Below are 15590 nucleotides of genomic sequence, written 5' to 3'. Positions count from 1 at the left end.
GGCTAGCCCCAAGAGAATTAAAAACAGTAATTTTAAACTAGTTTTAGAAAATTAAGCAGTTCTAAAATGGGGAAGCTTACATCTTTACCAGATTCGAAAGCTTGGTCGAAGTCGTTATTTCTATTATATTCTTTAGACATGAGTAAAATAGTTTTTAAAACAATTCTAAATTACGAAAAACTTTAATAATATTATAATCGCTATACGCAATGAGTCAAACCCTAATACTGCTGCAAACCATTACTTTTTAACGATTGCTTTCATAGAAAGCAACCTAACAATCTACAGATAATTTAAAGACCAACGCATCAATTAAATAATATGGAATAGTTTTAGTATTTATATGGAATCATCCATACAGTGCCAATGCTCGCTTTAATTAGTTTAACAAAAATAAAATATTTTCGGCTTTTTAAATACTATTCAAAAAAACAGACAAGTTTTGATCTTTACTTAGATTTAATTTTTGTTTTAAACGATATTTTTTCATCCTAATACTAGAGGGCTCAACATGTAGTAAATTTGCCATTTGTTTAGTACTAAGATTTAATTTTATATACAAACAATATTTTATATCAAGTTGTGTTAGCTTATGATTCGAAGTTTTTTGTAAAGCTTCTATAAATTCAGGATTAACTCCTTTTATATCTGCTTTTAGAGTTTTAAAATCTTTATCTAACCTCATTTGATTATTGATAATTCTACTCAGATTTTGGATCGTTTGTGGGTTTAGATTTTCAACAAAAAGCTTATCCTTCATTTGTAGTAAGATTTCATTTTTATACTCAACTTGTAAAGACTCGGCTAACAATTCTTTTTGAAGTTTATTCTTTTGTGCTAAAATTAACTCCTGTTCCACTTCTAGACGCGCCGCTTCTTCGGTTTTAAGTTTTGCTTTTTCTTCTAGTAATTGTGTTCGTAAACGGTCTTCTTCTGTTTTAACTTTTAGCAATTTTTGCTGCTCAATAGAATATTTTAATTTATAATTATAAGTCATGAAAATCAAAATGAGGCTAATAAACAAAGCCACAGCAATACCTAGTGATAAATGCTTTTGCTTAGTTTCCGCTTTACTTTTATCATCCAAGAATTTTATTTGCTTTCTTTTTTTATTTAATTCGTATTTTGCATCTAGAAGTTGACTATACCTCTGTCTGTCTTTTTCAATAAATAACCTATAATTTTCTACGTATAATTCGTAAAAAGAAACAACTTGATCGGGGTCATTCTTCTTTTTATACAATTTGGCCAATGCAAAATAAATTTTAGATAATAATTCTGGCTGCTTTACTTTATATGACTCCGCTTTTAATTTAGATTTAAGAAGTAATTTTTCAACTTTATCAAGATCATTTTCCTTATAAGCGAGTTCAGATAACAAACCATTGCAATTGATTATAACTTGTTTATCATTGGTAGCCAAGCCATTTTTTAAAGCCAAATTTGCATAAGTTTCAACAGAATCTTTATAAAAAGGCATATAAAATTGATAAAAATGAACAGCCACGTTTAGTTGTAAAATGCCTAACTGATTTTGAAGTATAATTTTATCTTTATTCTTATTAAAAATGGAAATACCCTTTTTTAATGCTATTAGAGTGGAATCTATTTTCGAAACTTCCCTCTTGTTTTGTTCAAAAAAATAGGTTCCTTTTGCTTGCCATGCTAAAGTAAGTTGCTCCGGATCTTTTGATTTTATCGCAGCAGCTAAACAGTAGTTAGCATATTTGTTTTCTAAAACTAAATTTTCGTTATCAGCATAATAACTAGAAATCCGGTAGTACAATTTACTTTTTAACAGGTCGTTGTTTGTTTTTTCGGCCAACTTCAACGCTTTAAAAAAATAACTCAAACTATTCGTATCATTTAGCGCACTTAAACCTCTGCCTTTATAATAATTTGCATAAGATAGATCTTCAGGTTTTTTTGAACGTAATGCGGCTACTAGCAACTCCTCTATAGCTAAATTCATTGCTGTGAATTCATTACTATATAGGTAAATAGATATTGCTATTTTTAATATTTCAATTCTATTTTTACTTGAAACAACAACATCTTCCTGCTTTATAGCGTCATTAATTAGAACTAAACTTCTATCTAAATCACTTAATTGTATAACTCTAGCCAGCTGAGCTGTGTACAAAAAATAGTCTTCGGAAAACTTATTGGTCTGTGATATTTTGTTTTCTAAATCGCGTTTAAGTTCGTCTTGTGCAAAACTGACATGGCAAAATAGAAAACATAATAAAATAAATATGAGTCTTATCATTTTTATCATGTGCCAAAAGTAAGTAAAAAGAAGTTTCCTACCTTTTTTAATAAACTACACTAGATTTAGTAAAAGTAAGAAGACAGAAATACAAAACACATAACCCATTGTCTCTGTGTAAAATAACTCATTTTTGTATACAAATTGTAATCTATAAAAACTAAGAGTGTATACGTTTTGTAGACATTTTTAACCTTAATAAATGTAGGATCACCAGTACATTTGGCACAAATTAATTTTAAAAATCTAAAAAATGAACAACAAAACACTTTCAATCGTTTCTTACATTACTATTATCGGATGGTTAATTTCTTATTTTTCTTATAAAAATAAAGCACCAAAAAGCTCCTTAGTAAGTTATAATTTAAAACAATCCTTAGGAGTTGCCATCTTAGGTATAGTTTTCGGTATTGCAACAAACATAATTGCTATGATTATTCCATCTATAGCCGGTATTTTATCATTAGGTAATTTAGTAATTTTAGCATTATGGATATTTGGCATCATAAACGCTATGAATGAAGCTGAAAAACCTGTTCCTGTAGTAGGGTCTTTTTTTGAAAATAAGTTTGATTTTATTAAATAAACGGACTAATAATTAGACCATCTAACTCTTTACATTAATTCAAGTTCGACTATGTACACCTACAAACTCCAGTCTGTTGTATAATTTTATCATACCGTTTTCTCACTACGAACGCATTATGTGAATGAATCAATACTTGATGAGATTTCTGGTCGTTCTTACTTTTCCTTAGAAGAGAAAGAAATAAACTTTCAAAAACTTATTTAAATTTGACTTAATCGTTTTTAGTCAAACTTAGGTTCTTAAAAAGTTAGTATTCAATTTGCCGTACATTACATAAATTAATTTATTCTAACCATAAGAATTAAAGTGATTTACGGCAATTTTCACCAACGGTTTAGGCCCCATGAAGCTCCTTGACCTTGATATATAGTCTGACACATCAGGTTTTACTTTTTTAACCCTAAATAGGCGGTTCTTAAAAAAAATGATGTAAGCTTATTATTGATATTTTGCTTTAATTTTATCTACTATAGTTTGAGCCAGTTTTTCTTTACTTTCAACCGTCCAACCCGCAACATGTGGTGTGAGTAAGACATTTTCGGCTTCAATTAAATATTTAAAAGCTTCAGGTAGTTCCTTAGAAAATAAGGTTTCAAAGGAGGCTTTTTCATATTCTAAAACATCTAGTCCGGCGCCTAATATTTTCCCTGATTTTAAGGAAGACACCAAATCTTGAGTCACCACACTTTTTCCGCGTGCGGTATTAATTAACCAAAATGGTTTTTTCACCTGATTAATAAAATTACCATCAATCATATTTAAAGTAAGCGGCGTTTGTGGCGTATGTAAACTAATCACATCGACCTGTTCTTTAAAGGTTTGTAAATCGACTTGTTTGGCATTGGCATCACCAACACCGTCTTTAATATCATAACATAGCACCTCAACGTCAAAACCTCGTAATTTTTTAGCGAAGGCTTTGCCCATGTTTCCGTAACCAATGAGGCCAACGGTTCGACCATCTAATTCAATACCACGATTGGCTTCGCGCAACCATTTTCCAGCCCTTACTTCGGCGTCTGCCTTATTCAATTTATTAAATAAAGACAATAACATCCCTAAAGCATGCTCACCAACGGCATTTCTATTCCCCTCGGGTGCCGATACTAAAAACACGCCTTTACTCTCGGCATAATCGCAGTCAATATTCTCTAACCCCGCACCTACACGGCCAATGAACTTCAAAATACGCGCAGCATCTAAAAAAGTTTTATCAATGGTGAAGCGGCTTCTTAATACAATACCGTCGTACTCATGAATTTTAGCTTCAATTTCGGCTTTTGAAGAGGTATAATCTTAATGGTTTTCAAAACCTAAAGCGTTTAATTGATTAATTAATAACTCGTGATTGGTATCTAAATGGAGAACTTTCATAAATATGGATTTCGGTTTCAAATTTACGAAGTTTTAGCATACTGAAGCTTAGCTAGATCTTGAAAAAGTATATACTACTAACAAGCCTGTAAACCGTCTAAAATTTAAACAGCACAAACACAACATAGTGATTCACTTCAGATTTCACTTTAATCCAAACAACATACAAGCCCCTAACAACGCAACATTCACAGCCTATATGCAACATAATTTACAATGGATGCTTCTTTAATTTTAGTGCTGAATTTTCTTAAATTTTATCTTTATCTTTAAATACAAATCCCACTAACCACTTAACTTATGACAAAAACCATACGTTTAACCCTACTTTTATTGTGGGTTTTTCAGTTCAATTCTTGGGGGCAGCACATCCAAAAGGAATATGATTTTGTAAGCATCAAAGAAGGGATTCCGAAAGTAGGAATTCCAGATATCGTACAAGACCACAAGGGCTTCATTTGGATTGCCACCAATACTACAGGACTCTACAAGTTTGATGGCATCAATTATACCTCTTACAAACACATATTAAACGATTCAACGTCTTTGAGCAGCAGCCGCGTAGACTGTACTTTTATAGATAGTAAACAAAGACTCTGGGTAGGCACCGAAAACAAACTGGTGCATGCCCAGTTTTACACCAAAAATAAAACCAGTTTTGAAACCGATATTTCCATCAGAACCTTGCTTTGACACATGGTATTCTTTCGCCGAAATATTAGTTGATATGCTAATAAACAAAAGCAATAATTTAATTTTATTCCTCATGTTTTTAAGCCATTTACTTTTTATTGAAACAGTAAGTTACTTTTAAACATCATTCCCTAACGATTAGCTTAAACCCTTCGATTATCTAATAAATATTTTTTTTCTAAATGTTTCCATTTCATTATAAACTGAAATGATATATAAACCACTTGGAATCGTTGGGCATGAGATTACAGATTTTGATGTATTAAATTGATTAGACAACAAAATTTTCCCATTTAAATCATGTAGCTGCACATCATAATTACCTCCCTTTAAGTTACTAATGTGTATTTCCTTATGACCATGCAGGTATTTTACTGAAAACGCGTCAGGTTTAGTTTCATCAGATATGCTTAATGGCGCATCTGGATTTGTTATAGCCAAGACTAAATTCCCGGCTTCAACATAAGCGTTTTCTCTAACAAAATCCACTTCGTTGCCATTAAAAGTCCATTGAGCCTTTGTCCAGCGCGAGTAATCAAAACTATCAAACTCATCGCGCCACTGCTTAGTAAAGGACTGGTTTGAAGGATCATAACTTGAGTACTCAATCCAATCCACATACTGATAGGCAGGCATCGCACTCTCATCAATAGCACCTACCCACGCTGGTGTAGAGGATATCCATGCGTTAAAACGATAACCTTGAGCTCTATCCATATGAGTTACAAAAGCTCCAGTTTTACGCCTTTGTTCTACACCATCAATAAACCAAGCGATATAGTCTGGAGTCCATTCTAAAGTAAACACATGAAAATCATCTGCTAATGAATAATTTAATGGGATCTGCTCTTCACTGTAAACTAAATTCCCATCATTGTCATTTGCAAAAATATTTGTTGACATTATTTGGGCATTATTCTTGCCCAGTACTTCAATATCAAGTTCTCCCCAATACGGATCGTTCCCTCCTGGATAATGTTTTATAGTATAAAAGGTAGATAACATGCCACTACCTTTTATCATTTTCATACGCATTTCGAATTTCCCGTATAAAACACTTTCCTTCGAATATACCTCAGCTCCATTATATGGTTTTTGCGCAAATGATGATGTACAAAATAATAGCAAGATTAATGTTATATTTTTCATAGTTAAATATTATTAATTGACTTTTCGGTTACTTGGCTATATAATTAAAGCCTAATTTTAAATTATAGTAATCGATATTATCTGAATATATATAAAGGAGGTGTTGGATCGGTTATCGCTAAAATCAAATGGCCATTTTCAATGTAAGCGTTCTCCTCTACAAAATCGACTTCGTTACCATCAAATGTCCAATTACCCTTTTTCCAACGCAATGCATTGAACCAATAAAAATTATCGCGCCATTGCTTAGTAAAATCTTGTGTGGCTTCATTGTAGCTAGAATACTCAATCCAATCTACGTATTGATACGCTGGCATGGCATCTTCATCAATCTCTCCTACCCAGGCTGGTGTAGAAGATATCCATGCATTAAGGCGATACTCTTGAGGCACCGTCATATGATCTACAAATTCTCCTGTTTGACGTCTTTGTTCAACACCATCAATAAACCATGCAATATAGTTAGGCGTCCATTCTAAGGTATAAACATGAAAATCATCTGCTAATGAATAATCAAGATGTATTTGTTTCTCATCGTGAATCCAATTTCCATCGGCGTCATTAATAAAAATATTTGTTGACATTATTTGAGCATTATCCTTAGCTAACACCTCAATATCTATTTCGCCCCAATAAGGATTACCTGTCTTAGGAAAGTGTTTAATCGTATAAAAGGTAGATAGCATTCCACTACCCTTTATCATTTTCATACGCATTTCAAATTTCCCATATAAAACGGATTCATGTGAATAAACCTCGCCACCTCTATATGGTTTTTGCGCAAATAATGACGAGATGCACATTAGAAATATAAGTGTGAATACGCTTTGCTTCATAACAAACCATTTTTATTTAATTCTTTATTCTATTAATTGCTTTATAAATTAAACCGAAAGTAATTTTTCGTAACATTCAATGACTTACTATATGCCTTGATTTAATTTCAGAAAAACGAATCACGTGATTAAAAACATGCTCAACTTTTTCCATGATTTTTTGACAAGAAATCTTTGATTTCCCCGCAACTATAATCTCTACATTTTCATATTTATCCTTGAAACTTCTAACATTTAGCCATCCATTTGGAAAATAGATTGTAAGTACTTCCGATTCGTTTTTTAAATACAAATCAAACTCACCACAAAGCCAATTCACTAACCGTTCATAATTGTTTTTAGTTCTAATAGCTTCTACCTTCTTAAGTTGATATAAACCTATTTGGCCATTACATTTGTCAATATCATGTTCTATTATATTTTTCAAGACATTTATTTTATTGGATTATAACTTTAATAATGCCACCTTACAAAGGCTTCCATTGCTGCGTAATGTGATAATCCTAGCTTATCATATAGTTCGGCAGTTTCACTGTTTCTGTCTTCTGCACGCTGCCAAAACTCTCTACTATCGCTTCCTTGAAAAACTACACCGTCTTTTTGGGATTGATGTTTAAAAATACCTTTGCGCTTTTCCAGAACTTGATCTGGTCCCATAGGAACTGCCATTTCTATCTCATCAATATTCCATTCTTGCCAAGCACCTCGGTATAGCCAAACCCAGCAATCTTTCATGAATTTTTCAGGTTTTAATTCTTTTACTGCTGCAAAAACAGCATCTAAACATACTTTATGCGTTCCGTGAGGGTCTGCGAGATCTCCAGCGGCATAAATTTGATGGGGCTTTATTTCTTCAATTAAATCTGCTGTAATTTTAATATCTACTGCGCCAATAGGATTCTTTTCTATCGTTCCTGTTTCATAGAATGGAAGTTCCATAAAGTGAATTTGACTATCGGGAATACCAATAAAGTGGCAAGTAGATCTTGCTTCTCCTTTTCTAATTAAGCCTTTAATAAACCTAACTTCTTCCGTATCAATTTCACTTGATTTTTTATTTTTCAAAAAAGACAAGGCCTTCTTATAAATCTCGTATGACTCTGTGCTATCTATTCCAAATTTTTCGTTATAATCACAAACAAAACTTGCAAAGCGAAGCGCTTCATCATCAGCTACTGCAATGTTTCCAGAAGTTTGATAACCTATATGAACTTCATGTCCTTGTTCATGTAACCTCTTAAAAGTTCCACCCATACTAATAATATCGTCATCTGGATGTGGACTAAAAATTAAAACACGTTTTTTAGCTGGTACTGCACGTTCTGGCCGTTTATTATCATCTGCATTAGGTTTTCCTCCTGGCCATCCCGTTATAGTGTTCTGAAGCTTGTTGAATATTTTTATGTTAATATCATACGCTGGACCTGAATCTGCCAACAAATCACTCATACCATTCTCAATATAATCAGCATCGGTAAGCATTAAAATTGGTTTCTTTAGATGAAGTGCTAAACTCAATACCGCTTTCCTAATTAATTTATCTGTCCAAACTATTTTTTCAACCAACCACGGCGTGTCTATCCTAGTTAATTTTGAAGCTGCAGCTTGATCTAAAATAAACGTAGCGTTATTATGTTCCTGTAAATAAGAAGCTGGAACACGACTTGTTACATCTCCCTCGGTAGAAGCTTTAATTATATTGGCTTTTCTTTCTCCCCATGCTAAAAGTATAACTCTTTTAGCCTCCATTATTTTTTTAACACCCAAGGTAATGGCCGTTCTAGGCGTATTTTCTAAACCAGAAAAGTCACCACTAGCGGCTACTCTTGTAATATGGTCTAAAGCCACCAATCGTGTTTTTGAATTTTGAAGAGACCCAGATTCATTAAAACCGATATGACCGTTACCTCCAATACCTAAAATTTGCAAATCGATACCACCTAATGCTTCAATTTTTGCTTCATAGGCATTACAATAATCTGCAATATTTTCTTTTGACAACAATCCGTCTGGAACATGATAATTTTCTGGTAATATATCAACATGATCAAATAATTGTTCTTTCATAAAACGCACATAGCTATTTACAGAATCTGGCTCCATAGGGTAATACTCATCTAGATTAAATGATATTACGTTTTTAAAACTTAGTTGCTCCTCTTTATGCAAACGAACAAGTTCAGCATACAGACCTTTTGGAGAGGACCCCGTCGCTAACCCTAAAATACACGATTGTTTTTGAGCCTGTTTTACCCTAATAAGATCTGCTATTTCTTTAGCTACCGCTTTCGACGCTACAGTCGAGTTATCGTAAACAACCGTACCAATTTTTTCAAATCGTTTTTCAAAACCTGTTGCTTTGTCTATATTACTTTTTAACATGAGTTCTATCGTATTAATTTTTGGTTTTTAGTTTTTCTATAAATATTTCGGTTATTACTCAATAATGGATCATTGAAGTTGTTTATAAGAATCTCTCATACCTAAACATATTTATGTCAATGAAATTATTTTAACTTTTTGTCCAGCTTTTAAATTTATGTCCCCAAACTGCAAAAAAGAGCACAATGGCGTAGCACGGTATAAGAATCCAATAGTTACTTGTAGCTGCAGTTGCCATGGCATCGACATTTTCTACTCCGTTTACCATTAATTCATGTTTGTTAGCATCAACAATTCTACCATACATAGGAGGAATAATGGCCCCTCCAGAAATAGCCATAATTAACAAAGCGGAGCCTGTTTTAGTAAACTTGCCTAAACCATCTAAAGTTAATGGCCAAATCGCAGGCCAAACCAAAGCATTGGCTATACCAAGTGCTGCCACGAACATTATTGAAGTAAATCCTGTTGTATTTAAAATACAAATACTACAAACTATTCCTAAAGTAGCACTAACCTTTAAAGCGGTAGTTTGCTTAATATATTTGGGAATTAAAAACACCCCTAAAGCATAAGTAGCAACCATGGCCATAAGTGTGTAAGTCGTAAAGAATTTTGCTTGCTCGCCAGTAAACCCTAAGGCTATACCATACGCTATAATGGTGTCTCCAGCTATAACTTCTGCCCCTACATAGACAAATAAAGCTAAAACCCCCAACCATAAATGAGGAAATTGAAAAATGCTAGTTTTTGTATTTTTTCCTTCATCTGTTACTTCTATCTCTTTAGCTTGAACGTTAGGAAGCGGTGCTCTTCTAATCAAAACACCTAAAATAATTAGTACAATTGACATTACTAAATATGGCATAAAAACGCTATCTGCCATCGTATCAAGTAACACACCTTTTTCTTCAACGGTGGCTGTGCCTAATTTCTCTTTGACTTCATCAATCCCCGACAATAACAACGCTCCGAAGATTAAAGAGCCCAATGCGCCTGCTATTTTATTTGCGATACCCATTATGGCAATTCGTTTAGCGCCACTTTCTATAGGGCCTAAAATAGTGATGTAAGGGTTGGCTGCGGTTTGTAACAATGTCATCCCTACACCCTGTATAAAGATTCCAGACAAAAACACCCAATATGTTCTGGCTTCTGCCGCCGGAATAAAGATCAAAGCCCCTACCGCCATTATAAATAACCCTAATGACATTCCTTTTCTATACCCTATTTTATTTAAAATATAAGAAGCTGGCAGTGCCATAACTACAAAGGAAATATAAGATGCAGAAGCTACCCAATAAGATTGTGCTTCGGTTAATTCATTTATTGTTTTCATAAATGGAATTAGTGCGCCATTTATCCAAGTAACAAATCCAAAAATAAAGAAGAGGCCTGCTATAATGGTTATAGGTACTAGTGTACTGTTTTTGCTTATTACTTTTCGTGATTTGGACATGGTTTTAACAATATTATTAATTCTAATTAAACTTTTAATTAACCCCTTCGTGCTAACTACTCTAATCTAAATGTATTCTCGAAGTTAAAATCTGAAGAACCCTTAATGGCAATTTCAAACTCTCCTGGCTCTACATCAAAATTCGAACTTGCATTGTAATACTTTAAATCTTCAATAGTTACATCAAACTTTACTGTTTTACTTTCACCTTTTTTTAGGAATATTTTTTGAAACCCTTTTAATTCCTTTACTGGTCTCGTTAAACTTCCTACCTTATCATGAATATATAATTGAACCACTTCATGCCCATCGTATTCTCCAGTGTTGGTAACGGTTACTGATGCGGTAAGCGTATCTGAAAACCCTATGGTATTTGCTGATAACTTTATATCAGAATACTTATAATCGGTATAACTTAACCCATGGCCAAAAGCATATAATGGACTATTTGGTGAATCCAAATAATTTGACGTATAACGTTCCTTTGGGTTATCTGGATTCATAGGGCGACCAGCTCGTTTCATATTATAGTAGAGCGGTATTTGACCAACATTTCTTGGAAATGTTACTGGTAGCTTCCCAGAAGGGTTATAAGCCCCAAATAAAACATCTGCGACTCCATATCCTCCACTTGTTCCTGGAAACCAAGTTTCTAAAATGGTATCTACCAAAATATCTTCTTCAGATAAATCTAAAGGACGACCATTCATCAAAACCAAAATGATTTTTTTATTCGGTACTTCTTTTCTAATAGCTTTTATTAGATCGGTTTGACGCCCAGGTAATTTTATATTAGTTCTACTAGCCGCTTCTCCACTCATTTCATAACTCTCACCTAAAACCATCACAATTTTATCTGCTTTTTTAGCCGCATCTATAGCAGCTCCAAAACCAATGTCATCTGCTCCTTCAATATCACAGCCTTTGGCATAAATTATTTTAGAATCACTTAAGTACTCTTGAATACCTTGATGAATGCTAATTGCTTTTCCATTTCTATCTCCTTCTGCTGCCCAGTTTCCAATAATGTTTTTTTTATCTTTGGCTAAAGGGCCAATAAGTGCAATGGTTTGCGTTTTATTTAATGGAAGTGAACTTACATTATTTTTCAATAAGACTGAAGACATGGCTGCAGATTGACGTGCTGCCTCCAAAAATTCAGGTTTATAAATCACTTCTTTTTCGCGTTGCTCATCACTGTATTTATAAGGATCTTCAAATAATCCTAGCTTGTATTTTGTTAGTAAGACTCTTCGACACGCATCGTCAATAAGTTTTACATCAACTTCACCTTCGTTTACTAATTCTTCAAGATATAAATGGTTTGCGTTACTCATCATGTCTTGGTCTACGCCAGCTTCAATAGCCAATTTAGCCGCTTCCTTTCTATCTTTAGCATAGCCATGTACTACCATTTCATTCGTGGCAAAATAATCAGTAACTACAAATCCTTTAAAATTCCACTCATCTTTTAAAATATCTCTAAAAATATATTTATTACCCGTTGCAGGAATTCCATTAAGTTCGTTGAAGGCTGTCATAAATGTTTCTACTCCAGCTTCGACAGTAGCTTTAAAAGGCGGTAAATAAACATTTCTAAGTTCATCTTCCCCCATATTCACTGTGTGATAATCACGACCAGCTTGGGCAGCACCATAACCTACAAAGTGTTTTGCACAAGCTAAAATTGTATTGTGTTTAGATAAGTCCTCACCCTGAAAACCTTCTACATAAGCTTTTCCTATTTGGCTAGCTAAATACACATCTTCTCCAGCACTTTCGGAAATTCTACCCCAACGTGGATCCCTACTGATATCTACCATTGGTGCAAATGTCCAGTGGATACCAACCGCCGATGCTTCTTCTGCTGCAATACGCGAGCCTTTTTTAATGTCTTCTAAATCCCAACTTGCGGCTAAACCTAAATTAATAGGGAAAATGGTTTTATATCCATGAATTACGTCATACCCAAACAATAATGGAATGCCTAAACGTGTTTCTTCAACCGCTATTTTTTGTAAATCTTTTGTTGCTTTTGCCGAAAACACATTAAGCATGGCACCTACAACGCCTTCTTTAACATACTTCTGGTTGTTATTACTTACTACAGGTCCAGTAACAGTTAAATCGCCACTATACATAACTGTTTGTCCAATTTTTTCTTTCAATGTCATTAAATCCATTAACGAATCTATTTTCGCATCAAAAGGAGTTGCCATAATTATGGCTTGCTCATTCTTATTTGTGGTATCTTTTGTTGTATTACAACCATAGCTGATAAGCAGTAATAAAGCAACTACAGTAGACTTAATTATTCTATTCATTTTTTAATTTTTTATATTCGAAAATAGCCACGATAATAATTCGGGTTCAGCAAAAGCAGAGTCCCAGCTATTGTGATTGTCTTTTGCGTATAATGTAAAATTTGGTTTGCCTCCATACTTTAAAATGCCACTAACCATATTCAAAGATTCTTGTGGATCTATGACATTATCATTAGCCCCATGAAAAACCCAAAGTGGTGTAGATTTAGCATATTCCTTAGTATTCTCAGGATTTCCAGCACCACATATGGCTATAGCTGCCGCAAATAATTCTGGTTTACGATACAATATCTCGAAAGTTCCCATACCTCCCATTGACAAACCACCAACGTAGATTTGATTTTTATTCACGTAAGATTTTAAAACCATATCATCCAGTAGTGCCATGACTAATGCCATTGGTTTTGTGGGGGTTGTATTAGAAGGAAAATTAATCACTAAGGGATTTGATGATCTATCTATTTGAACATTGGCCCAGTACGAGTCTTTTGGACATTGTGGAAAAATAACAATGGATTGAAAATGACGTCGAGACTCCTTAGTAGTAAACAGCTTACTCCCATGGGTTAATTGCGCAATATTATCACTTCCACGTTCACCTGCCCCATGAAGCATTAGTACAACGGGATACTGTTTAGAGGCATCAAAATTTTTAGGCATTAATATGCGATAATTAAGTGTATCTGAATGATGTATGAAAAATTTTGAATCAAAGCTTTTATCATCTTGACAGAAAGACAGACTTGTATAGAAAACAAGTAATATTACTGCTATATATCTTTTATAATTAATCATGCCACTATATTTAATGAAAATGGAAGTTTATAGGTAGAACTTCAATCTAATACGCTTAGCTTGAATGATTCTTTTATTCTTTCGTATTGCTTGTTTCTTGATTCGTTTTAGATCTCCATGGGACAAAAGTTGAAGCATAATAATCAATATCTAAAGCATCTAATCGATCTTTATGATTACCTAATCTCACTTTGTACTCATCCCAGTTTCTTTGTGATGCTGGTGTCCATCCCATTTCTGCAACACCCATTATCCTTGGGAAAACTAGATGTTCGATATCATCCATGGTCTGAACATATTCAGTCCAAAGTGGAGCTTCTATACCCAAAATATTTTCCTTTGCTATACCTTCTTGATAGGTTTCTAAATCCCAACTATAAGCATCCTCAACTTTTATGTATCCTGCCCAATTCTGACCTACTCTGGTAATGGAATCATATTTCATATCGAAATATAACTTTGGGGCTGGTGACATTAATATTTTTGCTCCCTTTTCAACACCTTCTACAGCATTTTCGCCTTTTCTGGACCAAAATTGCACTATTGTATTTGGCAATAATTTAGCATGTGCTACTTCATCCCATCCAATCACTTTTTTACCGTGCTTGTTTACAATTTCCTGAGCTTTATCAATAAAATAAACATAATCTTCAGGTGATGTGGCATGCGACTCGTCGCCACCAATATGAATATATTCCCCCGGAGTGATTGCAGCCAATTCACCAATTACATCATCAATAAATTTATAAGTAATTTCTTTATCAATACATAAAGAGCTAAATCCAACTTTGGTTCCGTGATACAATTTAGGAGCCACTCCATCACAGTTCAGTTCGGGGTAAGAAGCCAAAGCGGCATTAGTATGTCCTGGTAGATCAATTTCTGGTACGATAGTTATAAAACGCTTTTGGGCATACTTTACAATATCTTTATATTGCTCTTGTGTATAAAACCCGCCTTTTGTACTATCAATAGAAGTACTACCTCCAATTTCGGTAAGTTTTGGCCATGATTTAATTTCTATACGCCAGCCTTGATCATCAGTTAGGTGTAAATGCAAACGATTCATTTTATAAATTGAAAGTAGATCTATGTATCGCTTAACGTCTTCAACACCAAAAAAATGACGAGATACATCTAACATGGCACCACGGTAACCATATGTGGGGTTATCTTTAATAACTCCTGTAGCAACTAATAAGGTATCCGTGATTTTAGCACCTGTTTCAATACTTGCAGGTAACAATTGGCGTAAGGTTTGTACACCGTAAAATACCCCAACTGGTTTACTTGCTTTGATTTCGACACCACTTTCCTTTGTTTCTAATTTATAACCTTCATCAGTTGAAATACTATCTGTTAGTGTTAAGTATATATAATTAGACGAAGGTTTTGAATCCTTCATTTTAACAGGAAGTTCAAACCCCGTTACAGGGCGCAGCATCTTTGCAAGATAATCAGCTACAGGTTGTAATTTTTCAGATTGATATTGAATAGATGTGTTGTTGTTAATTTCATAAGAACTTCCGGTAGGAATAACTGAAACAAGCTTTGGTATAACCTGTTGTTTCGCTAAATCTTTTGGAATAGCAGGCCTTTTAGTTTGACAAGATGTTAAACATGTAAGTCCGAAACAGATAACAAAAAAGTAGGACAAAGAAAGATATGGTTTCATAAGAGGTAATAATTTTTTAAATATAATTTTTGAACAGCATAAATG

Annotated in this window: 11 protein-coding genes and 1 pseudogene; 2 read left to right on the top strand and 10 right to left on the bottom strand. The window is 33.8% G+C overall.

Features of this window, described 5'->3' with window-relative positions:
- Positions 1 to 412: 412 nt before the first annotated feature.
- Positions 413 to 2278, bottom strand: coding sequence for a hypothetical protein (locus Q4566_RS07330; protein ID WP_303419988.1), 1866 nt, complete (start codon positions 2276 to 2278; stop codon positions 413 to 415).
- A 244-nt stretch (positions 2279 to 2522) separates the two neighbouring features.
- On the opposite strand from Q4566_RS07330, the gene Q4566_RS07325 reads away from it, so the two are divergent.
- Complete coding sequence (locus Q4566_RS07325) at positions 2523 to 2855, top strand: DUF4870 domain-containing protein (RefSeq protein WP_303419987.1); 333 nt, start codon at positions 2523 to 2525, stop codon at positions 2853 to 2855.
- A gap of 441 nt (positions 2856 to 3296) precedes the next feature.
- Here the strand turns inward: Q4566_RS07325 and Q4566_RS07320 are convergent.
- Positions 3297 to 4232 (bottom strand): annotated as a pseudogene (locus tag Q4566_RS07320) (2-hydroxyacid dehydrogenase).
- Between the two features lie 300 nt (positions 4233 to 4532).
- Here Q4566_RS07320 and Q4566_RS07315 point away from each other — a divergent pair.
- The gene (locus Q4566_RS07315; RefSeq protein ID WP_303419986.1) at positions 4533 to 4925 is read left to right on the top strand and encodes a two-component regulator propeller domain-containing protein; all 393 of its coding nucleotides are present in this window, start codon (positions 4533 to 4535) and stop codon (positions 4923 to 4925) included.
- A 156-nt stretch (positions 4926 to 5081) separates the two neighbouring features.
- On the opposite strand, the gene Q4566_RS07310 is transcribed toward Q4566_RS07315, so the two are convergent.
- The 8 genes from Q4566_RS07310 to Q4566_RS07275 all read right to left on the bottom strand — a co-directional run bounded on the left by Q4566_RS07310 (position 5082) and on the right by Q4566_RS07275 (position 15545).
- A complete protein-coding gene (locus tag Q4566_RS07310) occupies positions 5082 to 6074 on the bottom strand; it encodes a family 16 glycosylhydrolase (protein ID WP_303419985.1) in 993 nt (330 codons plus the stop codon).
- A 77-nt stretch (positions 6075 to 6151) separates the two neighbouring features.
- Positions 6152 to 6910, bottom strand: a complete 759-nt coding sequence (locus Q4566_RS07305; RefSeq protein ID WP_303419984.1) for a family 16 glycosylhydrolase — start codon at positions 6908 to 6910, stop codon at positions 6152 to 6154.
- A 76-nt stretch (positions 6911 to 6986) separates the two neighbouring features.
- Entirely contained in the window at positions 6987 to 7337 is a 351-nt protein-coding gene (locus tag Q4566_RS07300; protein ID WP_303419983.1) for a hypothetical protein, read from the bottom strand.
- Positions 7338 to 7363: 26 nt separating this feature from the next.
- Entirely contained in the window at positions 7364 to 9292 is a 1929-nt protein-coding gene (gene nagB, locus Q4566_RS07295) for a glucosamine-6-phosphate deaminase (protein ID WP_303419982.1), read from the bottom strand.
- A 130-nt stretch (positions 9293 to 9422) separates the two neighbouring features.
- Positions 9423 to 10751 carry a sugar MFS transporter gene (locus tag Q4566_RS07290; protein WP_303419981.1) on the bottom strand — a complete coding sequence of 443 codons (1329 nt, stop codon included), beginning with the start codon at positions 10749 to 10751 and terminating at the stop codon, positions 9423 to 9425.
- A gap of 56 nt (positions 10752 to 10807) precedes the next feature.
- The gene (locus Q4566_RS07285) at positions 10808 to 13075 is read right to left on the bottom strand and encodes a glycoside hydrolase family 3 N-terminal domain-containing protein (protein ID WP_303419980.1); all 2268 of its coding nucleotides are present in this window, start codon (positions 13073 to 13075) and stop codon (positions 10808 to 10810) included.
- Between the two features lie 3 nt (positions 13076 to 13078).
- Positions 13079 to 13870, bottom strand: a complete 792-nt coding sequence (locus tag Q4566_RS07280) for a prolyl oligopeptidase family serine peptidase (protein WP_303419979.1) — start codon at positions 13868 to 13870, stop codon at positions 13079 to 13081.
- Between the two features lie 73 nt (positions 13871 to 13943).
- Complete coding sequence (locus Q4566_RS07275) at positions 13944 to 15545, bottom strand: beta-N-acetylhexosaminidase (protein ID WP_303419978.1); 1602 nt, start codon at positions 15543 to 15545, stop codon at positions 13944 to 13946.
- Positions 15546 to 15590: the final 45 nt, after the last annotated feature.

Source organism: Tamlana sp. 2_MG-2023, from assembly GCF_030548465.1.
GTDB lineage: Bacteria > Bacteroidota > Bacteroidia > Flavobacteriales > Flavobacteriaceae > Pseudotamlana.
The sequence above is the reverse complement of the archived record's forward strand: the minus strand, read 5'-3'. Positions and strand labels throughout refer to the sequence as shown.